At 58.1% G+C, this 20955-nt stretch carries 19 protein-coding genes; 14 read left to right on the top strand and 5 right to left on the bottom strand.

All coding sequences use genetic code 11. From position 1 onward, the window contains the following. Positions 1 to 61: 61 nt before the first annotated feature. Positions 62 to 1090 carry a class 1 fructose-bisphosphatase gene (gene fbp / locus MWH26_RS07210; protein ID WP_244695928.1) on the bottom strand — a complete coding sequence of 343 codons (1029 nt, stop codon included), beginning with the start codon at positions 1088 to 1090 and terminating at the stop codon, positions 62 to 64. A 156-nt stretch (positions 1091 to 1246) separates the two neighbouring features. Between fbp and MWH26_RS07205 the strand changes: the two genes are divergently transcribed. The 6 genes from MWH26_RS07205 to MWH26_RS07180 all read left to right on the top strand — a co-directional run bounded on the left by MWH26_RS07205 (position 1247) and on the right by MWH26_RS07180 (position 7575). Continuing rightward, positions 1247 to 2548, top strand: a complete 1302-nt coding sequence (locus tag MWH26_RS07205) for an aspartate kinase (protein ID WP_247976671.1) — start codon at positions 1247 to 1249, stop codon at positions 2546 to 2548. A 240-nt stretch (positions 2549 to 2788) separates the two neighbouring features. Beyond that, positions 2789 to 3247, top strand: coding sequence for a Fur family transcriptional regulator (locus tag MWH26_RS07200; RefSeq protein WP_247976670.1), 459 nt, complete (start codon positions 2789 to 2791; stop codon positions 3245 to 3247). 111 nt (positions 3248 to 3358) lie between these two features. Then, positions 3359 to 3997, top strand: a complete 639-nt coding sequence (locus MWH26_RS07195) for a peroxiredoxin (protein WP_247976669.1) — start codon at positions 3359 to 3361, stop codon at positions 3995 to 3997. A 266-nt stretch (positions 3998 to 4263) separates the two neighbouring features. Beyond that, the gene (locus MWH26_RS07190; protein WP_247976668.1) at positions 4264 to 5517 is read left to right on the top strand and encodes a 3-deoxy-D-manno-octulosonic acid transferase; all 1254 of its coding nucleotides are present in this window, start codon (positions 4264 to 4266) and stop codon (positions 5515 to 5517) included. Between the two features lie 120 nt (positions 5518 to 5637). Beyond that, the gene (gene rsgA, locus MWH26_RS07185) at positions 5638 to 6564 is read left to right on the top strand and encodes a ribosome small subunit-dependent GTPase A (protein WP_247976667.1); all 927 of its coding nucleotides are present in this window, start codon (positions 5638 to 5640) and stop codon (positions 6562 to 6564) included. Between the two features lie 126 nt (positions 6565 to 6690). Next, complete coding sequence (locus MWH26_RS07180; protein WP_247976666.1) at positions 6691 to 7575, top strand: NAD(P)-dependent oxidoreductase; 885 nt, start codon at positions 6691 to 6693, stop codon at positions 7573 to 7575. Positions 7576 to 7698: 123 nt separating this feature from the next. Here the strand turns inward: MWH26_RS07180 and MWH26_RS07175 are convergent, their stop codons facing one another. Next, a complete protein-coding gene (locus tag MWH26_RS07175) occupies positions 7699 to 8352 on the bottom strand; it encodes a fasciclin domain-containing protein (RefSeq protein ID WP_247976665.1) in 654 nt (217 codons plus the stop codon). Between the two features lie 197 nt (positions 8353 to 8549). On the opposite strand from MWH26_RS07175, the gene MWH26_RS07170 reads away from it, so the two are divergent. From MWH26_RS07170 to MWH26_RS07160, 3 genes are all read left to right on the top strand, one after another. Further along, positions 8550 to 9008, top strand: coding sequence for a peptidylprolyl isomerase (locus tag MWH26_RS07170; protein WP_244695923.1), 459 nt, complete (start codon positions 8550 to 8552; stop codon positions 9006 to 9008). Between the two features lie 255 nt (positions 9009 to 9263). Next, positions 9264 to 10628 carry a dicarboxylate/amino acid:cation symporter gene (locus MWH26_RS07165; protein WP_247976664.1) on the top strand — a complete coding sequence of 455 codons (1365 nt, stop codon included), beginning with the start codon at positions 9264 to 9266 and terminating at the stop codon, positions 10626 to 10628. A 200-nt stretch (positions 10629 to 10828) separates the two neighbouring features. Beyond that, positions 10829 to 11053 (top strand): hypothetical protein, encoded by a 225-nt coding sequence (locus MWH26_RS07160; protein ID WP_244695921.1) that lies wholly within the window; start codon positions 10829 to 10831, stop codon positions 11051 to 11053. Between the two features lie 365 nt (positions 11054 to 11418). Here the strand turns inward: MWH26_RS07160 and MWH26_RS07155 are convergent, their stop codons facing one another. After that, positions 11419 to 12945 (bottom strand): sigma 54-interacting transcriptional regulator, encoded by a 1527-nt coding sequence (locus MWH26_RS07155; protein WP_247976663.1) that lies wholly within the window; start codon positions 12943 to 12945, stop codon positions 11419 to 11421. 233 nt (positions 12946 to 13178) lie between these two features. Here MWH26_RS07155 and MWH26_RS07150 point away from each other — a divergent pair, with 233 nt between their 5' ends. Then, a complete protein-coding gene (locus MWH26_RS07150; protein WP_247976662.1) occupies positions 13179 to 13874 on the top strand; it encodes a 2'-5' RNA ligase family protein in 696 nt (231 codons plus the stop codon). A 27-nt stretch (positions 13875 to 13901) separates the two neighbouring features. On the opposite strand, the gene MWH26_RS07145 is transcribed toward MWH26_RS07150, so the two are convergent. Further along, on the bottom strand, positions 13902 to 15374 hold the full coding sequence (locus MWH26_RS07145; protein ID WP_247976661.1) for a TlpA family protein disulfide reductase: 1473 nt from the start codon (positions 15372 to 15374) through the stop codon (positions 13902 to 13904). A 168-nt stretch (positions 15375 to 15542) separates the two neighbouring features. Between MWH26_RS07145 and MWH26_RS07140 the strand changes: the two genes are divergently transcribed. Further along, positions 15543 to 17873 (top strand): PAS domain-containing sensor histidine kinase, encoded by a 2331-nt coding sequence (locus tag MWH26_RS07140; RefSeq protein WP_247976660.1) that lies wholly within the window; start codon positions 15543 to 15545, stop codon positions 17871 to 17873. A 62-nt stretch (positions 17874 to 17935) separates the two neighbouring features. Then, positions 17936 to 18349: a response regulator gene (locus tag MWH26_RS07135; RefSeq protein ID WP_247976659.1), complete on the top strand. Its 414-nt coding sequence runs from the start codon at positions 17936 to 17938 to the stop codon at positions 18347 to 18349. A gap of 110 nt (positions 18350 to 18459) precedes the next feature. On the opposite strand, the gene MWH26_RS07130 is transcribed toward MWH26_RS07135, so the two are convergent. Then, positions 18460 to 19566, bottom strand: a complete 1107-nt coding sequence (locus MWH26_RS07130; protein ID WP_247976658.1) for a vWA domain-containing protein — start codon at positions 19564 to 19566, stop codon at positions 18460 to 18462. A 166-nt stretch (positions 19567 to 19732) separates the two neighbouring features. Between MWH26_RS07130 and MWH26_RS07125 the strand changes: the two genes are divergently transcribed. Together MWH26_RS07125 and MWH26_RS07120 are read left to right on the top strand one after the other, a co-directional pair. Then, positions 19733 to 20014 carry a DUF427 domain-containing protein gene (locus tag MWH26_RS07125; RefSeq protein WP_247976657.1) on the top strand — a complete coding sequence of 94 codons (282 nt, stop codon included), beginning with the start codon at positions 19733 to 19735 and terminating at the stop codon, positions 20012 to 20014. 217 nt (positions 20015 to 20231) lie between these two features. Beyond that, a complete protein-coding gene (locus tag MWH26_RS07120) occupies positions 20232 to 20891 on the top strand; it encodes a hypothetical protein (RefSeq protein ID WP_244695911.1) in 660 nt (219 codons plus the stop codon). The last annotated feature ends 64 nt before the right edge of the window (positions 20892 to 20955 follow it).

Here is a 20955-nt window from a genome sequence, read left to right as displayed (position 1 = left end):
CATAAAGAAAGCCGCCCAGGAGTCTGGGCGGCTTTCTTTATGTAAGTAGGATCCGTATTGGCTAGGCTTTAAGAATGGCGTCGCTGGCAAACTCCGGTGCTAGAAACTCCTCTACTTTCTCTACCATTTCTGGGGAGCCGATGAACAAAGGGCACCGCTCGTGCAAGTCGTGGGGCTCAATTTCCAGGGTTCGGCGGCGGCCGTTGCTAGACTTGCCACCGGCTTGCTCCACAATGAAAGCCAAGGGGTTGCATTCGTACATGAGGCGCAACTTACCGTTCGGGGCTTTCTTGGAGGTAGGGTACATATAAATGCCGCCCTTCAGTAGGTTCCGGTGAAAGTCAGCTACCAGGGAGCCAATGTAGCGGGCCGAGTAGTTCTGCTCTTTGCAATACGCCACAAAGCCCTTCATTCCCTCCGAAAACGACTCTGATACTCCTTCATTAACGGAGTAGATAGCCCCCGATTTGGGCGTCTGAATGTTCGGGTGCGAGAGGAAGAATTCGCCGAGGGAAGGCTCGTAGGTAAAGCCGTTTACGCCGTTGCCGGTGGTGTATACCAGCATCGTGCTAGAGCCATAAATTACATAGCCGGCTGCCACCTGATGCGTCCCAGTCTGGAGGCAGTCCTGACGCGTCCCGTCGTTGCCGGTGGGCGATACGCGGCGGTAGATGCTGAAGATGGTGCCGATGGACACGTTCACATCAATGTTAGAGGAGCCGTCCAGGGGGTCAATGGCTACCACGTACTTGCCCTGCACGTTGCCGGTCTGAATCATTTCATCGTCTTCCTCGGAAATGATGGTGCATACCTCGCCGCCGTTGCGCAAAGCCCGGATAAAGCGGATGTTAGCAATAACGTCAAGCTTCTGCTGGTCTTCGCCTTGCACGTTGCGGTTACCATAGGCCCCAGCAATATCAATCAGGCCCGAGCGGTTGATTTCTCGGTTTACAATTTTGGCGGCCAGGGCAATATCGCGCAGCAGCTGGGAAAGCTCGCCGGTGGCATACGGGAAGTCTTCCTGCTTGCGCATGATGAAGCGGTCCAAGGTAGTGCCAACGGGTAGGGCCAGCTTGTCGTGGTTTGTCATGGGGTGGAAATAGGATGCGGGTGGGAAAGGCCAAAATTAACCAATTTGCCGGAGTAGCCTGAGCGAAATTTCGCTACAACGTTTTTACGGCAGCTCTTACCCAGTCAATTTCTCTTCTTTTCTGAGCAAAACGGCGCTTGGTCCTACATTTGGGCCATGCAGCACCCGCATCCTCTTCGGATTTTCAAGTTCGGCGGCGCCTCCGTGAAGGATGCCGCGGCTATTCGCAACCTCGCCCGCATTGTGCAGGAACACGGCAGCAGCGGCCAACTACTTATTGTCGTCTCGGCCATGGGTAAGACCACCAATGCCCTGGAAGAGGTGTACCAACTGGCGCAGGCCGGGCAGGACTACGCCGCGCCGCTGGCTGCCATCCGCGACTTTCACCAACGCGTAGCCCAGGACCTAGCCGTCTCCGATGATACGGCAGCCCCAACTGCAGGCGTGCCTACCCTTGCGCAGTTGCTAGAACAATTGCAGGACCGGCTGGCAACTCTTCCGACGGGGGAGTTTGACAAGCACTACGACCAAATAGTGAGCTTCGGAGAATTGCTGGCGACGTTGATTGTGGCTCGGGCCTTGGGCGCGCACTGGCTTAACTGCCGCCCTCTGCTGCGCACGGACCACACCTGGCGGGAGGGCCGCATTGACTGGCCGACTACGAAGCGCAACCTGCGCACTACCCTACCCCAGGTGCTGAGCCGTGGGCCAGTCGTAACGCAGGGGTTTTTGGGTGGCACAGCTAGCGGCTACACCACTACCCTGGGCCGGGAGGGCTCCGACTACACGGCCGCCATCTTCGCGTATTGCCTCGGTGCGGAGTCGGTGACGATATGGAAGGACGTGGCTGGCCTGCTTAACGCCGACCCCAAGATTTTCGCCGACACCGTCCGCTACCCCGAGGTTAGCTACCAGGAAACCATTGAAATGGCGTACTACGGGGCCTCCGTTATTCATCCCAAAACCATTAAGCCCTTGGCGGTGCGCAGCATTCCGCTGCTGGTTAAGTCGTTTTTGGACCCCGCGGCCGAAGGAACGCGCATCCACGACTGTCGTCATGGGCTGTTGGCCCCGGCCTTCATCCGCAAAACCAGCCAGTGCCTGGTTTCCTTTGAATCGAAGGACCTGACCTTTATTTCCGAAGAAAACCTAGAGGTAATTTTTGGCGCTTTGGCTCAGGTGCGGCTTAAAATTCATCTGATGCAAAATTCAGCCATCAGCTTTTCGGTATGCACCGATTTCTCGGCCTATCGGCTCGAGAAGCTGCTAGAGGCGCTGCGGGGGCAGTTTACCATCCACTATAACACGGGGTTGGAACTCTACACCATTAAGAACTACGATGCGGCCAGCATCCGGCGCCTCACCCAGGGGCGGGAGTTGCTGCTGGAGCAGCGCACCCGCCAAACCTTTCAGTTTGTGTGTCGGGCCGCTGAGGACGCCTCTGGCCGGCTTCTGTAGAAACTAACTTACCATCTGGAAGCTAGTAAAGGCTTACAACCAGGCTGCCGCTACCCGTCCCGTACAGCAGGTTTTGTTAGCCTGCACTACACTAGCCTGCCGCGTCCTAGCAGCGTGATTCCCACAGAGTTGATGGGGGCTGTTTGTTTCATTGTGAGCCGGCGAAATACCGGCCACTGGAAACAATTTTGCCCTGCTGCACCTTATACGCGTATCTTTGCGGAGAATTATTCTTGTCTGGTGGCTCTTTCTACTGATCATTTTCCCCCTACCCCCGACGCAGGACACCTCCGGGCGCGGCTCACTCAGGCAGGCCTGCGGGCTACCCGTCAGCGCCTTATGATTCTGGAAAGCCTGCTTACGCTGCCGGGCCACCCCACCGCCGAGCAGGTGCACCGGCAGGTAATTAGCCAAGAACCCAGCATTTCGCTGGGCACGGTGTACAAAGCCCTCGATTCTTTTGTGGCGGCCGGCCTTACCCGGCGCGTGGCCGCAGCCGAAGGCACTTCCCGCCGCTACGATGCCGATTGCACGGAGCATCACCACCTGTTCTGCACCAATACCCAGGAAATCATCGACTATTGCGACCCGCAGCTCGACAGCCTGATCCGGGAGTTTTTTGCCGCTAAAGGCCTGCAGAACTTTCAGCCCCACTCCTTTTCCCTGCACATCACAGGTAGCAAGCTGGCAAGTAAATAAGCCCCTGGTAGGTGGTTATTGCACCACGACTAGTGTGCCTTGCTCTACGCTGCCGGCTTTCTGCTGCCGTTTTTTAGTCCCCAGTACCTTTTTCACTTCATTACCAAACTCATGGCAGTTCTCGTAGGTAAGCGCGCTCCTTCTTTCAAAGCCACCGCCGTTATCGATGGCGAATTCGAGGAGGATTTCTCCCTCGACCGTTACTTGGGCAAGAAGCACGTTATCTTCTACTTCTACCCCGCCGACTTCACGTTCGTGTGCCCCACTGAAATCATTGCCTTCCAGGACCGCCTGGCTGATTTCGAGGCCAAGGGGGTTGCCATCATTGGCTGCTCTACGGATACCCACTTCTCCCACTTCGCCTGGTTGCAAACGCCCCGCGACAACGGTGGTATTGCCGGCGTTACCTACCCTCTGGTAGCTGATGCCACGAAAACCATTGCCGCCAACTACGACGTACTCGGGGGCCATTACGACTACAACGAGGCCGGCGAAATGACCTTTGTGGGCTCACCCCTCGCCTACCGTGGCTTGTTCCTGATTGACAAGGACGGCATTGTGCGCCACCAAGTTGTAAACGACGGGCCGCTGGGCCGTAGCATCGACGAAGCCATGCGCATGGTGGACGCTCTGCAGTACTTCGAAGTAAAAGGCGAAGTGTGCCCCGCAAACTGGGAAGAAGGCAAAGAGGCTATGTCGGCTACCCGCGAGGGCGTAGCTAATTACCTCGGCAAGCAGTCGGCTCACTAAGCACACAGGCCCTTTAAAGCAAAAGCCCTGGCCCCTCGGCCAGGGCTTTTTTAGTGATGGTGCGGCGGCAAAACCGGAACCACGTACTTTTGCGGCGCGGCAGCTCCGAACGTTCCGCGGCGGCTTCTAGCGTAGCAAGCGGCGCCGTTATGCAGCTCAACGGCGTAGTTGCAGCCGAAAGCATTGGCTGCGTCTCCGGCAAGGAAGCCGTGCAGCTCCCCTGTAGTAGTTTCGGGGCTGTTTCACCTGATACCTGATTTTCGACGTTGCGTTTCCTTTATTCCATTGCCCTGCCCCTCTACGCGCTGCTCCTGCGGCTAGTAGCGCCCTTTGTGCCCAAGGCGGCGCAGTGGGTCGATGGCCGGCGCGGCTTGCTGCCGCATATTCAGGAGGCGTTGCGCCACGAAACAGCTTCATTAGCGTGGTTTCACTGCGCATCCCTGGGCGAATTTGAGCAGGGCCGCCCCCTGATGGAAGCCTACGTGGCCCGTCACCCCGGCCACAAAATCGTGCTGACGTTCTTTTCGCCTTCGGGCTATGAGGTGCGCAAAAACTGGCCGGGTGCTGCCTACGTATTCTATCTGCCCCTGGACACGGCCGAGCATGCCCGTACTTTTCTGGATGCCGTGCGGCCCGCGCTGGCCGTGTTCGTGAAATACGAATTTTGGTACTACTTCCTGACAGAGTTGCGGCGGCGCGCTATTCCTACAATTTGCGTTTCGGCCATTTTCCGGCCCGAGCAGGCTTTCTTTCAGCCCTGGGGAGGCTTTTTTCGCCGCATCCTGAGCCAGTTCACCCACATATTCACCCAAAACCAGGCTTCTGTAGACTTGTTGCGCCGGGCCGGCATAGCTAGAGCTAGCGTGGCCGGCGACACCCGCTTCGATACCGTTGTGCGCACGGCCTCAGCCCCGCCCCGCGCCCTACCCCTGGTGGATGCCTTTACCGATGATTGGGCTCCAGTGTTTATTATCGGCAGCAGCTGGCCTGAGGATATGCCGGCCCTTACTCCCCTGCTGCACCAGTACGCCGACCAGTTGCGCTTCATTGTGGCTCCCCACGAAATCAACGAAACCAACCTGCGCCTCGTGGAGCAGGCCCTGCCTGGCCGGGTGGTGCGCTACTCCCAAGCCGATGCCGCTACCGTGGCCGATAGCCGCGTCTTGCTCATGGACAACGTGGGGCTGCTAAGTCAGCTCTACCGGTTCGGGCACTACGCCTACATTGGTGGGGCCTTTGGCAAGGGGCTGCACAACACGCTGGAAGCGGCTGCTTTCGGCCTACCCTTGTTCTTTGGGCCCACGTACTATAAGTTCCAGGAAGCCCAGGATTTGGTCGAGCTTGGTTGCGCCTTTCCCATTTCCTCCGCCGATGAATTGCTCACGGCCTTCGGTCCGCTCTACCACCGCGAGGAGGCGCGCCTCACCGTCCAGGACCTGAGCCTAGACTACGTGCACGACCACAGCGGGGCCACGGGCAAAATCATGAGCTGGCTCGATAGGGAGGTGGCAAGAAAGTGACCCGGCGAACTAGCTGGGCTGCTTGTGCAGTACCACGCCGCGGGCACACTCAGCTCCCCAGGTCACCGTCTTACCACCTCCCTTCAACTCCCTATTTCACCTCACCATCTCACCGCTCGCATGATCGGCATCATCGTTAAATCTACGGGCTCGTGGTACATCGTGCGCGAAACGGCTACCGGCCAGCTGCACCGCTGCCGACTACGGGGCAAGTTCAAGCACAAGGGGCTGAAAGTGAGCAACCCGCTGGCCGTGGGCGACCAGGTAGAGTTTACGGTGGAGGAACAAACCGAGGGCGCGGGCGTGATTCATCACATTGAGCCGCGGCGCAACTACATCATCCGCCGCTCGGTGCACAAGGCCGAACACGCCCACATTGTAGCAGCCAACCTCGACCAAGCGTTGCTGGTCGTGACGCTGGCCTCGCCAGCCACCTCCTTCGGATTCATCGACCGGTTTTTGGTTACGGCAGAGGCCTACAGCATTCCTGTGACGCTGCTCTTCAACAAAACTGACCTCTACGACGAGGACTTGGCTGATTATCAGGAGCAGATTCTGCACATGTACCAGCGCGTGGGCTACCCTGGCCTGCGCTGTTCCGCCCACACCGGCGAAGGGGTAGCGGCCATTGATGCGCTGCTGAATGAAAAAGTGTCCCTGCTATCCGGCCACTCGGGGGTAGGGAAAAGTACGCTGATTAACGTGCTGGTACCGGACTTAGACCTGAAAACGGCCGAAATCAGCGAGTTTTCCGACAAAGGCGTGCACACTACTACCTTCGCCGAGATGCTGGAAGTCCGGCCCGGCACCTACCTCATCGACACGCCCGGCATCAAGGAACTGGGCCTAGTAGACATGAAGCCCGGCGAGCTGGCCCATTTCTTCCCCGAAATGCGCGCCCTGCTCAACCAGTGCCGCTACCACAACTGCCAGCACCTGCACGAGCCGGGCTGCGCCGTGCGCGAGGCCGTTGACAAAGGCAAAATTGCCCTGCCCCGCTACGACAGCTACGTGAGCATGCTGGCAGGCGACGACAACCGGAAATAAGCGGAAGGACAACTTTAGGCGGGTGTGAAACTGTGCTCCTACCCCGTATGCTGATTTGCGTAGTATTCTGATTCGGCACCTAGCAGGCCGATATAGCTCACAACTTCACCTTTTACGACTTCCGCTTTGACACAACATCGCATAGCCTTCTTGGGCCTGGGCAGCATGGGCCAGGCGATGGCCGCCAACCTGCTCAAGGCCGGCCACCGCCTGCGCGTTTATAATCGCACCGCCAGCAAGGCCGACCCTCTGCAACAACAGGGCGCCACGGTAGCAGCTACCCCCGCCGAAGCCGTGCAAGACGCGGAGTTCGTCTTTACCATGGTAACCGATGACGCGGCTCTGCTGGAGCTGTGCCTGGGGCCAACCGGTTTCCTTACCGCCTTGCCCCAGGGAGCCGTTCACGCCTCGTGCAGCACCGTAGCCCCGGATACCAACCGTCGTCTGGCCGAGGAGCATGGCCGCCACGGTAGTTCCTTGGTTGCTACCCCCGTGTTTGGCAAGCCTGATGTAGCGGCGGCCGGCAAGCTGTGGCTGGCCGTGGCCGGCGAGGCCAGTGCCCGCGAGAAGATTAAGCCGGTGCTGGGGGCCCTGGGTCAGGGTGTCCACGATTTCGGGGATGATGCCGGGGCCGCTTCCGTGGTTAAGCTTTGTGGCAACTTTATGCTCGGAGCCGCCATTGAAGCCATGGCCGAGGCCTTCACGCTCGCCCAAAAAAGCGGCCTCGACCGCCAGCAGGTCTACGAGTTCTTTACTTCTACCCTGTTCAACACGCCCATCTACAAGAGCTACGGCAAGCTCATTGCTGAGCGCCATTACCAGCCCGTGGGAGCCCCGCCGGCCATCATCCGCAAAGACCTCCGCTTGGTCTTGGATGAGGCCCGCACCCGGGTAGTGCCCATGCCTTTCGCCAATATTATCCACGACCATCTCTCCACCAGTGTTGCGAAGGGCGAGCAGAACGATTGGGCCGGTTTCGCGGAACGGGTAGCGGAGGGGGCAGGGTTGTAAGAGAATAGCCGGTAGGCAGCTAGCAAATGGGGAGTTATTCCGTCATTACGGCGTTACCTTCTAACGCAAAAAAGCCCGGCTGAAACAACCGGGCCTTTTTAACCAATCAGGAAAGAGCTGCTGCTAGCTGGCCGGGGCCAGGGGTAGCAATACGCCGTCGATGACGTGGGTGACGCCATTGCTGGAAATAACATCGGGCGTCTGGACGCTGACGGGAGCGTCCTTGCCGTTGCTAATCATCACTTTGCCGTTCTGCACTGATATCTTGATTTTTTCGCCGTTTACGGTCGTCAGTTCTTGTCCGTCGCGCAGGTCCTGGGCCAGCAGGCGGCCCTGGATGACGTGGTAAGTCAGCACGCCTTTCAGCTTGTCTTTGCTTTCGGGCTTCATCAGGCCGGCCAGAGCGCCGTTGGGCAGCTTGTCAAAGGCGGCGTTGGTGGGCGCGAAGACAGTGAAAGGTCCGGCACTGCTCAAAGTCTCATCGAGGCCGGCAGCCTTCACGGCTTTCACCAGGGTAGTCACGCTGGTGGCCTGTACGGCGTTTTGCACGATAGTTTTGTCCGGCGTCATCGGTACGCCGTCCACCAGTACCCCCTCGGCCTTGCCCATGCGGGCGGAGTCCGACATCATGGCCGCCGAATCGACGGTTGTAGCCATAGAATCGGTTGTGGTGGTTGTTTCGGTGGTTTGGTTGTTGTCGCCGCAGCTGCTGAGGCCGAAGCTCAGCGTACCCGCCGACAATAAGGTAAGAGTAGCCAGGCGCATAGTCTTCTTCATAAGGGCGCGAAACAGGAGTTTGGGAGAGGTAGGAAAGAGCGTGCTGCGGTTGAGCTAGCCAACCAGTGGTATGCTTACGCACCAAAGCGGCACCTGGATGCTTGTCCGGCCTCAAAATGGCTACCTTTACCACCCAACACCATACCCGCCGCGCCGCCAGGCGCGTATACGGGCCCATTCCACCTACTATTTACCCGATGAAAACTGCCGAAATCCACACCAACAAAGGCGTGATGAAAGTGGAGTTCTACGAACAGGACGCTCCCAACACCGTGAAGAACTTCACCGATCTGGCCCAGAAAGGCTTCTACGACGGACTGAAATTCCACCGTGTCATTCCCAACTTCGTGATTCAGGGCGGCTGCCCCAACTCCCGCGACGGCGCCAAGGGCACGCCCGGTACCGGCGGCCCCGGCTACAAAATTGATTGCGAGCTGACCGGCGACCACCAGTACCATGAGCGCGGCGCCCTGAGCATGGCCCACGCCGGCCGCAACACGGGCGGCTCCCAGTTCTTCATCGTGCACGACCGCCAGAACACGGCCCACCTTGACCGCAACCACACTGTGTTCGGCAAAGTGGTAGAAGGCCTGGACATCATCGACCAGATTAAAGCCAATGACACCATCGAGAAAATCGTGGTAAACGAAGCGTAAGCTTTCTGGCTTGCTAACGTGAAAAAAGAGGGCCGCCTAAGCAATAGGCGGCCCTCTTTCATGGGTAGCCGCAACGCGGACGTTGAGACGCATCTTTGCGGCTCCGCTTCTGCACCGCTAGCAGGGGTTGCGTGGCAGCTAAATGGCAGCCTCTGCATTCAATGGGCGCTACCCGTAAGGTGCGAAGGCAGCGGTTTAGCGGCGTTTTGATTTTCACCTTAGGGCCAAGCGTACTTGCTGATTGGCTTTCCTTCTATGAAAAAACTCGCATCAAACCTCACGTTTCAGGTACTCACGGCCATAGCCCTGGGGGTGCTGGTGGGCACGTTGTTTCCTGGCTTCGGGGCTGCGCTCAAGCCCATCGGCGACACGTTCATTAACCTGATCAAGATGCTTATTGCCCCCATCATCTTCCTGACGGTGGTGCTGGGCATTGGGGGCATGGGCGACCTGAAAAAGGTAGGCCGGGTAGGTGGAAAGGCGTTGCTCTACTTCGAAATCGTCACGACTCTGGCCTTGATTATTGGAGTTACGGCCGCTAACCTGGCCCAACCAGGCGTGGGCATTGATGCCCGGGCTTCGGTAGCAACGCAGAGTGCCGCGCAGGCCACGGAAGCTTCCAAGTACACGGCCCAGGCCGCTGCGGGCGAGGGCATGAATTGGGTTGACTTTTTCACCCATATAGTACCCCATAGTCTGGTTGGAGCATTTGCCGAGGGCGAGGTGCTACAGGTGCTGTTGATTGCCGTGCTGTTTGGGCTGGCCATCAGCCGCGTTCCGGCCGAGTTTGGCGAGCCGCTCATGAAAACCTTCGACCGGCTCTCGCACGTCCTGTTTGGGGTGCTGGCCCTGGTAATGCGGCTGGCGCCCCTGGGAGCCTTCGGGGGCATGGCCTTTACCATTGGCAAGTATGGCCTGCACGCGCTGCTACCCCTGGGCAAGCTTATGCTGGTGGTCTACCTGACCATGTTCCTGTTCGTGTTTGGGGTGCTAAATGCTATTATGCGCTTTTACGGGCTGAGTTTGTGGCGCTTTCTGGGCTTTATTCGGGAGGAGATTCTGCTGGTGCTGGGGACATCTTCCTCCGAGTCGGCGCTGCCGCGCATGATCGACAAGCTGGAGCGTTACGGCTGCTCCCGCTCCGTGGCGGGCCTGGTCATTCCCACGGGCTACTCTTTTAACCTCGATGGCACCTCCATCTACCTCTCTATTGCGGCTATTTTCCTGGCCCAAGCCTTTACCATTCCGCTTTCCCTCACCCAGGAAATCACCCTGATCGGCATCCTGATGCTAACCAGTAAGGGGGCAGCAGGCGTCACGGGTTCGGGCTTTATCGTGCTGGCCTCTACCCTGGCGGCTACCCGCGTTATTCCAGTGGAAGGCGTGGCCCTGTTGCTGGGCGTGGATCGGTTTATGTCGGAAGCCCGCGCCATCACGAACGTGATTGGCAATGGGGTAGCCACGCTGGTCATTGCCAAAAGCGAAAACGAATTCGATGAAGCCCGTCACCAGCGGGCCCTGCAGGGCCTAGCCGTGTCGGGGGAGGAAGTACTCGAGCCTACCCATCCGCTTCCCGAAACACATCCGGACGCTACGCTGCCAGACCAACAACGCCATTAAAGCGGCTAGCGCTGCCGCTCAGAGTAGCTACAAACAGAGCTGTCTGCGGATCAGAAATTACATAAACTGTAACATTATCTACTTCTCACTAAGAAGCTCATCTTTAACAACTTGCTTGATGATTTCGTAACAGTAGCACCTGTCACTTAATAATTGTCACTATGTTAGTGTCCAACCATCAACTTCGATTACTTCCCGTTTTGTTGCTACTACCGCTGAGCATGGGCTGCAGCTTAGTAAAAGGCGAAGGAAGCTCTTCCGACCCACAGATTCAGGAGATGCAAAACCGAGTAGCCGAACAAAAACGCATTAGCGATGAAGCGGAGCTTCGGGCCAAAAGCGAAAAGCAGGAGCTCAAAGCTCGCCAGCTACGCCTGAAGGCCTTGAAGAACGAGGCCAAAGCCCGGCAAGTTGGCAACAGCTAGATTGGCTACCTAAGCATCAGGCTGGGCTACCACTCACAGCTTATCCATAGCATAACGCCGTCTTGCCAAGCGAAGCGTCTTGCGGGCTAATGTTGCAGTGGTAATCCTAACATCAGCACGCGAGATGCTTCGGCTGCGCCTCTGCAGGACGGTCTTCGAGTTAACTGTTAATACAGGCCAGTCAGTCCTGCTTGCGGTTCTTAATATGATCGGCTCTTAATCCGCTCCACCAGATGCTAGCTAACGAAAACGCCCCGGACACCTTTCGGTATCCGGGGCGTTTTCATTGTCATTCCGACGCAGGAGGAATCTGAATTACTTCGTTAGATGATGTACCCAACTTCCTTCCGCATCAGCAGAACAAGCTAGCGGCGGCGGCCGCGCTGGGGCTTTTCGTCTTCGTCCTCGTCGTCATCTTCGCCGAAGCTAGGCATGGTGAACATGCTGCTGAGCAGGTCCTTGAATTGGGCGCCGGCGGTAAGGCGGTTGCGCGAAATCAGGCTGTACTCCGAGAGGCCGTGGAGCAGAAACTCCATCAGGAAGTAGGTGGTTTCCTCGTCCTCGTTGGGGTGCAGCTCCTTCACAATGTCGCGCAGGCCGGGCACTTGGTCGAGAGCGGCGCGGTAGTCTTTCGTGGAGGCATCGTGGAGCATGTCCACGGTGTGGCCGCTGCCAAACCACTCCTGCACCGTTTTATAGGGCGAAGGGCGGCCTTTCAGCTTTTTAGCTTTGTCGGGGTCAGGGAAGAAGTTCAGGAACAGGGTACGTACGGCCTTGCCCATGAGCTTTTCGGCCACGATGCCCGCACCTTCCTGCTCGCCTTCATACACCAGCTCCACCTTGCCCGTAATGGCGGGCACGGCCGAAATAAAGTCGCCCACGCGCACGTAGGTATTCTTCTCGCCATTGATCAGGGCCCGGCGCTCCGCTCCGGCCACTACCTGCTCGTAGGCCGAGATGGTGAGGCGGGCCGACACGCCCGATTTAGCGTCCACGAACTCGGAGCCACGGGCTTCAACGGCCACCTGCTCCACCAAGTCGTGCACGATTTCGTTGCTGGTCACCAGGCCTTTCTGCTCCTCCCGGATGCGGGCTTCCTGCTTGGTAATGCGCTTACCGATTTCAATAGATTTCGGGTAATGCGTGATGATTTGGGCGTCAATACGGTCTTTGAGGGGCGTTACGATGGAGCCCCGGTTGGTGTAGTCCTCGGGGTTGGCCGTGAACACGAATTGCAGATCCAAGGGCAGGCGCACCTTGAAGCCCCGAATCTGGATGTCGCCTTCCTGCAGAATGTTGAACAGGGACACCTGAATGCGGGCCTGCAAGTCGGGCAGCTCGTTAATCACGAAAATGCCACGGTGCGCCCTAGGAATCAGGCCGAAGTGAATTACCCGCTCATCAGAATACGGCAGCTTCAGGGTAGCGGCTTTAATGGGGTCAGCGTCGCCGATGAGGTCGGCTACCGATACATCGGGGGTAGCCAGCTTCTCGGTGTACCGGTCGTCGCGGTGCAGCCAGGTTACGGGCGTATCGTCGCCGCGCTCGGCAATCAGGTTTTTGGCGAAAACCGACAGGGGCTGCAACGGGTCATCGTTCAGCTCCGAGCCTTCTACTACCGGAATAAACTCATCGAGCAAGCCTACCAACAGGCGGGCAATGCGGGTTTTAGCCTGGCCACGCAAGCCCAGCAGGTTGATGTGGTGGCCGGCCAGAATGGCGCGTTGGAGTTCAGGAATTACGGTTTCCTCGTAGCCATAAATGCCGGGAAACACGTCCTCCTTGCTTTGCAGTTTGGTAATCAGATTGTCACGCAGCTCCTGCTTCACGGAGCGGGGCTGATAGCCGGATTTCTTCAGGGCACCGAGGGTGCGGATGTCGGGTTGCGTCATACGGGGAGTGGATTACCGGCCACCCTACGGAATCCGGACCAGTGGTAGTTCGGCTCGGGTGGCGGAGGTAGTAGTATAACTAGGAAGCAGGGTGGTTGGTTCGGGAAGAAAAGAAGGACTTCTGGCGGGGCAGGTTTTTCGGGTGTAGGTTGCGACGCTGGAACTCACCCCCAGCCCGCGTAGAGCAAAGCCAGGGCACCGCTTTGGTTTTGCTTTTCACTCACTGCCTTTGTATGAGCCTACAGGAACACTATGACGCCATGCGAACTGTCGCCGTTCGCCAGCTTCTGCAGGGCGAGGCTGAACTTGACTTGCTGCTTGAGGTGCCAGAGCAGGACTCCCGCCGGGGCCTCACCTTGTTGGCCCGCCCTCCGGCCGCAGTTACCGCCCGCATTGCCGAAGTACTAGCCACTGTGCAGCGCGCAGAGCCCAACCAGTACTACTACCCTGCCTCCGACACGCATCTTACCATCCTGTCCATTATTTCCTGCTACCCTGGCTTTTCCCTGCACCTCGTGGACTCAGCGGCCTACCGGCAGCTGGTGGGAACTGTGCTGCGCGCGGTGGGCCCGTTCCGTATTCGCTACGCCGGCCTAACGGTTTCCGCCGGTGGTATTATGGTACAGGGCTTTCCGGAAGACGATAGCCTGGAAAAGCTGCGCAATGCGCTACGAGTAGCGTTTCGGCACTCCAGCTTACCGCAGTCCATCGACCAGCGCTACGCCCTGCGTACGGCCCATTCCACCGTCGTACGCTTCACGACGCCACTCCGCGACCCGGCCCACTTAGTAGCCCTAGTGCAGCAAGAGCAGCAGACACGTATCGGCTCCTTTGAAGTAGATACTCTAGAGCTGGTGTTCAATGATTGGTATCAACGGGCGGCCAACACTGTGCAACTAGAGCAGTACCGCTTGCCCTATCATCCTTAGCACCCATACCGCTTGTTTCTACTGCCCTCAGGGCTTTTGCGCCAACGCTTGCTCCAGCGCGGCCACCGTTTCAGTACCGGCGGAGGGACGCGGGGCACCGCCGCGCCAGATGCGCCCATCGCGCCCGATAATCCAGTAGCTGGGAAAGGCCGATACGCCGTACGCCGAAGAAGCCTTTTCCCCGCCGGGGTCGAGCAGGTGTACGCTACCGGGGCTGGTAAGCGGGTACTTAGCCAGGGCCCGCTGCCAGTCAGTAGCTTTGCGGTCTACGGAGATGTAGAGAAACACCACGTCGCGACCCAGAAACTGCTTTTTCAGCTTTACGGCGGCGGGGGTTTCGGCCAGACAAGGGGCGCAGCTGCTGTACCAGAAATCGAGGTAGATGACCTTGCCCCGGAAGTCGGCTAGTGTCACGGTTTGGCCTTGGCCGTCGCGTAGGGCAAAGGCCGGGGCTAGTTGGCCGGGCTGTAAGCCGCCCGTTACGCGCCAGGCGTGGCGCACACTGCGCACGTACGTGGAGTCGTGCGTGCGGGCCAGGTAAGTCGGCAGCACGGCCCCTACCGCCGCGCGGGTGGTCGGGAAATCATACAGCTGCCTCAGCAACATTTCCCCTATCACTTGGTCGCGCAGGGTGGTTTCGCCCAGGTGAGCCGTGGCGGGTGCGTAAAGCCGATCCGGAAGATTAGGAGCCAAGGAAAGTTGATCGGAAGGCGGCAGCAGAAACACGTAACTGTAAGCCCCATGGAAGAAAGCTAGGGTTTGAAGGAACGTGGGACGAGCAGCAAACAGACCCTCAGCGGGCAAGGGTAGCGTTTTCAGAAAGTCGAAGTAGCCAGCGGGCAACTCGGGCTCCCGCTGGGCCTGGCCTTTACGGTGGCCCACGTAGCGCAACAGGGAAAGCCCGCGCTGCAACTCTAGCAGTTGCCGGCGCAACGTCACTAGCTCCGCGGGCAAGGGTTGCCGTGCCTGCCAGGCCGCAAGGGTATCGAGCTGGCGCTGGTGGTAGGCGTCGGCTCGCTGCCGGAACTCGGGCGGGGTCACGGCCGCGTGCAGGTTTTCGGGCAGCTCCCCGAAGTTGTAGTCAAAGTGGCGCTGGGCCTGGGTGAGGTAGTTGTTGGCGTGGGCCCCGCGCCCCCTGAAACGCAGGGTGGCGAGCAACTGCTGCCGGTCGGCGGTGAGCTCCAGCGAGTCGCCGGGGCTGAGGTACACCGTAAGCGCATCGCCGAGAACCAGTTGCGCATCGATGGGCCCGGTGAGGCCGGTCAGCCGGACTTCAAACGAGCCATCGGGTGCTACCGGAAATTTCTGCTGCCCGCGCTCGGCCAGAGGAGGTAGCTTGCGCCAGATTCGCACGGTATCGTGGGGAGCAGCGTGGAGTAACCGGCCGCGCAACACCGCGGTAGTAGGGGCCACCATGGCCAGGGGCGCGGCAGGCGGCGACGAGGTCCGAAGGGTAGCGCAGCCGCTTAATGCGAATACTACAGGAACCAAATATTTCATATAGGCAGGATAGTAAAATCGTGCTTAAGGTAGCGCTCCGCCGAAAATGACTAGCTAACTACCTGATGACGAATCCACTATTTTTTGATGTCGGGCATCTTTTGCGGCTGGCAGCAGGCTACGCGCGGCGGTTGTCTGTGGTAGTAATATCTTTCGCCTTCTGCTACCTTGCTTCCCTCATCTCAGCCCTTGCCTTCCGTGCCAGACCAACCCGTGGATTATCAGGCAGCATTTGAGGCCCTGCCGGGCAGCTTTCTACTGCTGGCGCCCAATGCTCCCGCCTACACGGTGCTGGCTATCAGCACGGATTTGCTTGAACTCACGGCCCGCACCCGCCAGCAAGTAATTGGCCAGAGCGTGTTTACGGTGTACCCCGAAAACCCGGATGCCCCCACGGCCACGGGCCCCTCGGCCTTGCGTGCCTCCTTGCAAAACGCGGCCCACACCCAGCAGTCCGACCAGATGCCCGTTGTGCGCTACGACTTGCGTAATGCGGCCGGAGTTTTTGAGCCCCGCTATTGGTCTAGCCTGACCAAACCCTTGCTGGACGCGGCCGGGCAGGTGCAGTATTTGCTGCACACTACCCAGGACATTACCGAACAGGTGCGCAAGCAGGATCAGCAGCGCGAGTTGAGCAAGATTGAGAAAACGTACGGGCTGTTTCTGCAGGCCCCGGTGGCCGTTTGCATTCTCACCGGCCCGGAATACACAATTGAACTGGCCAACGACGAAATGCACCGTTTCTGGGGCACTACCCCGGCCGTTACGGGGCAGCCCCTGTTCGCGGCCCTACCCCACGCCCGCGAGCATGGATTTGCCGAGCTGCTGGACCAAGTGCGCAAAACCGGAGAATCCTACTTCGGCACCGAATATCCGGTGCAATTTGCGGGGCCCGAGCAGCCGGTGCAGTACTATAACTTCATCTATCAGGCCTACTTTGAAAACCCTACCGATGCTACCGCCGCCGGCGTTTTTTGCGTGGCGCACAACGTGACGGCACAGGTAATAGCGCGGCAGCAGGTTGAGGAAAGTGAGCGGCAGGTGCGGGCCCTGGTAGACAGCGCGCCCTTTCCGATTAGCGTGCACGTAGGCCAGGATCTACGCATTCAGTCAGCAAACCAAGCCATGCTAACAGCCTGGGGCAAAGGCCGCGCCGTGCTGGGCCGGGCCTTTGCTGAGGTACTGCCCGAGTTCGAAGACCAGGATGTATTCTTCCAAATGGAGCAGGTGTTTGCTACTGGGCAGCCGTTTGGCGTTCGGAACCAGCAGATAGAGGTAGTAATCGACGGCGCGCCTCAAACCTTTTACTACCACTACAACTTCACGCCCCTGTACAACCCCGATGGCAGCGTGTACGGCATCGTAAACACGGGCGCCGATGTTACGGACCTGATGCTGGCCCGCCAGCGCATTGAGAAGTATGCCGCCGAGCTAGAGGAAAGCGAGGAGCGGTTCCGCATCATGGCCGACGCGGCACCCAACCACGTGTGGGCCGTGCATCCAGATTCGTCGATCCGCTACGTTAACCGGGCCTTTCTGGAGTTTGTGGGCGTGAGCCTGGAGGAGTACCTGCGGGTAGGCTGGGCCAGCTACCTTTATCCTGAGGAGCTGGAGCACGCCCAGCACATCCTGACGGAGGCCATCAGCCGCCAAACCATTTACCGGCTGGAACACCGCATGCGGCGCCACGATGGGCAATACCGCTGGCTGCTGGCGCAGGGCGCCCCCAGCTACTACCCCAACGGCGAGCTGTACGGCTACGTGGGCTCGGCCATTGACATCACGGAGCTTAAGCAGATGAACGAGCAGTTGGTGCAAACCAACAACGACCTGGACAACTTCGTGTACACCGCCTCCCACGACCTGAAAGCCCCCATTCATAATATCGAGGGGCTGCTGCACGCCTTGCTGCAGACGCTGCCGCCCGAAACCCGGCACTCCGGGCAGGTGCAGCGCCTCACGGATATGATGCAGGAGTCCGTGGACCGCTTCACCAAAACCATTGCCAACCTCACGGACGTTGTGAAGCTGCAGAAGGAAAACAGCGAGGAAGCGGTTCTCGTGGAGCTGGCCAGCGTGTTGCAAGACGTATGCCTGGACCTGGAGCCGCTGCGGGCAGCCGCGGCGGGCCAACTTCAGAGCAGGGTTCCGGGGGGGCTGGTTGTTCGGTTCTCGGCCAAAAACCTGCGTTCTGTGCTGTATAACCTGCTGAGTAACTCCCTAAAATACCGCGCCCCGGACCGCCCCCCGCTGGTACGCATTAGCTACGAGCTGGCCCCGCCCTACCACGTACTAACCGTTACGGACAACGGCCTGGGCATTGCGAACACGCATCAGGAACAACTATTTGGCATGTTCCGCCGGTTTCATAACCACGTGGAGGGCAGCGGCATTGGGCTGTACATGGTCAAGAAAATGGTAGACAATGCCGGCGGAAAAATCATGGTCAGCAGCCAGGTTGGGGTAGGTTCCAGCTTTCAGGTGTATTTTCGGCACTAACCCGATGCGCTGGGCTTCCGGATTACGCGTAGTTACGTGCAGCTAAATTCCTACAATACATAATGGATAAGATTTCCTGCATTTTATTGGTGGACGACGACAAAACCACCAACTTTCTTAACCGGCTGCTCCTGGAAAACCTGGGGGTAACCGACCAAGTGCTGGTAGCAGAAAACGGCCGCGAGGCCCTGCGCCTCATTGAGCAGAACGGCCCCAACGACACCTGTCCGGCCCTGATTCTGCTCGATATTAACATGCCCGTCATGAATGGCTTCGACTTTCTGGAAGCCTACCAAAACCTCTCCTTTGCCCACAAGCAGTCCGTGGTCATCGTGATGCTGACTACCTCGCTTAACCCCCGCGACGTCACCCGCCTGCAGCAGCTACCCACCAATGGGTTCCTGAACAAGCCCCTGACCAAAAAAATGGTCCATGAGGTGCTGAAGCAGCATTTCAACCTGGAGTTTCCGGCCTAGCCCGCCTACCTGTTCGTAGCTCGTCGAATCTTTTCACAGAAAAAGCCGCTGACGTTCTGCGTTAGCGGCTTTTTCTGTGAAAAATCAGTTTGAGATAGTGCCTCAGGCAGTTACACTGACTTGCGGCGGTTGCGCTTATAGTCCTCAAATATCAGGTGGCCCAGGCCTTTCAGGGAGCTGTAGTAGGCTTTGCCCTGGTTTACCTGCGTAAACTCTTCCACAAACTGCTGCAGGTAGGGGTCCGAGGCAATCATAAAGGTAGTAATGGGCACCTTCAGCCGGCGGGCTGCCGCGGCCAGGTTTAGGGTTTTGTTGACCACTTTCCGGTCGAGGCCAAAGGAGTTTTTGTAGTAGCCGTTGGCTTCTTTCAGGCAAGTGGGCTTGCCGTCGGTAATCATGAAAATCTGCTTGTTGGGCGTTTTGCGTTTGCGCAGCAGATCCAGGGCCAACTCCAGGCCCGCTACCGTGTTGGTGTGGTAGGGCCCCACTTGCAGGTAAGGCAGCTCCTTGACCTCAATCTGCCAGGCGTCGTTACCGAACACGATGACATCGAGAAAGTCCTTGGGATACTTCTGCTTCACCAGCTCGGCCAGAGCCATAGCTACCTTTTTGGCGGGCGTAATCCGATCCTCGCCGTACAGGATCATGGAGTGCGAAATGTCAATCATAAGCACCGTACTGGTCTGCGACTTGTGCTCGTTCTCGCGCACCTCCAAGTCGTTTTCCGTCAGCATGAAGTTGTCGCCCTCCATGCCGTGGTTGAGCTGAGCATTCCGAATGGACTCGGTCATGGAAATCTGGTCGAGCGAATCGCCGAAGCGGAACTCCCGCATGTCGGTGCTTTGCTCGTCGCCCTGGCCCGTGTGGGGCGTGCGGTGGTTGCCCTGGCCCGACTTCTTGAGCTTGCCAAAAATTTCCTCCAGGGCCGACTTACGGATGTTCTGCTCGCTTTTGGCCGTGATGCTAAAGGCGCCCGGCTCCTGCGGGTCTTCATCAATGTAGCCCTTCTTTTTAAGGTCCTCAATGAAGTCGCCCATGCCGTAGCCGTCGTCAGTCAGGCCGTACTGCTTATCCAGCTCGTTCAGCCACGAAAGGGCCTCACCCACGTCGCCGCTAGTGATGGTGACAAGCTGCATGAATATCTTGAAGAGGGAGTCGAAGCCTTTTTCGGTCGACTCCTCGGGCACGTAATCCCGAAAACGAAAGCCTGCGGACATAATACAAGGGGAATGAGCTTTCAGAACAACCGTTGGGGTAGCAATGTTCGTTTCTACAGTCGGGGCTGCAACTTATGGAGGTGAGAAGGTAGCCGGAAGCTACTATCCTTTTGCCTTCTTATGCCGCCGAATTCCACATTTCCTTAAACCAAGATTCTCTCAGTATATGAAAGCCATCTGGAACAACGCCGTTGTGGCCGAAAGCAACGATACGGTAGTGATTGAGAATAACCACTACTTCCCCGCGGATGCTATTAAGCGGGAGTTTTTCGAGGACAGCATTGCGGGCACTACCTGCCCCTGGAAAGGACGGGCCAGCTACTACTCCCTGCGCGTGAATGGGGAACTAAACAAGGACGCCGCTTGGTATTACCCTGACCCCAAGGAAGCTGCCCAGCAGATAAAGGGCCGCGTGGCCTTCTGGAAGGGCGTGCAAATAGTGCCTTAACCTACCTTTTTCAGCGGAATTAGTAAGCTGCGGGGTCGAAAACATTGATTATATGCTATATTACTTGCAGGCAATCCGTTAATCAATATATAATAGAAAAAATACAACTCAATATCTTTACCTTGCGTTTACAAACGCCGAACTCTCTCCCGGCGAACCTAGAGTGCGGGAAGTCTCGTACGCTACCTCAGGAATACTCCCTAATACCTCTTCTACCATGCTCACTTCTTCTTTTCCTCGTTTGCTGCTGGCTACCGGCGTTGTAGCGGCTTCCCTGACGGCCTGCGACTCGACGCGCCCCGTGGCCAGCGAATCCTCCGCCGAATCAGTTCCGGTTTCCCCTACCGTAGATGAAAGTGATGTAAGCTTTAACCGCGAAGTAACGCAGGGAGATTACCGTTTCACCGTGAAATCCTACGGCTCGCAGGAGCCCCGGTTTATCAGCGTCCGCTCGTACCGCGGTACGGCTCAAACCATTGACCCACTGCGCGTAGAGGTAAGCGGGGCCGTTACCAACGTAGCCTCCGGCGACCTGAATGGCAACGGCAAGCCCGAGCTGTACGTGATGACAGATAACAAGCGCGCCAACGGCGGCCTGTACGCTTTTGAGTTTGCGGAGCGGGGTTACACGCCTATTACGGCTCCCGGTACGCCGGGCGGTAATGCCGGCATGGGCTACTCTGGCCAAGATACTTACCAGATCAGCGGCAATAAGCTAGTGCGGACCTTCCCCGTAACTAGCACGGCAACGGCCACCGCTGGTACTACGGCCGGCACCACGGCAGGCTCCACCCCTGCTACCGGCACACGCACCGTAGAATACACGCTCGATAACACGGGCAAGCTGGTAATGGGCCAGTCCATGGACGCCAAGTAATCTTACTAATACGCCTCATAAAAAAGCCTCCGCAAGTAGTTGCGGAGGCTTTTTTTATGGAAGC

Origin of the sequence: Hymenobacter sublimis, from assembly GCF_023101345.1 — a bacterium.
GTDB lineage: Bacteria > Bacteroidota > Bacteroidia > Cytophagales > Hymenobacteraceae > Hymenobacter > Hymenobacter sublimis.
The sequence above is the reverse complement of the archived record's forward strand: the minus strand, read 5'-3'. Positions and strand labels throughout refer to the sequence as shown.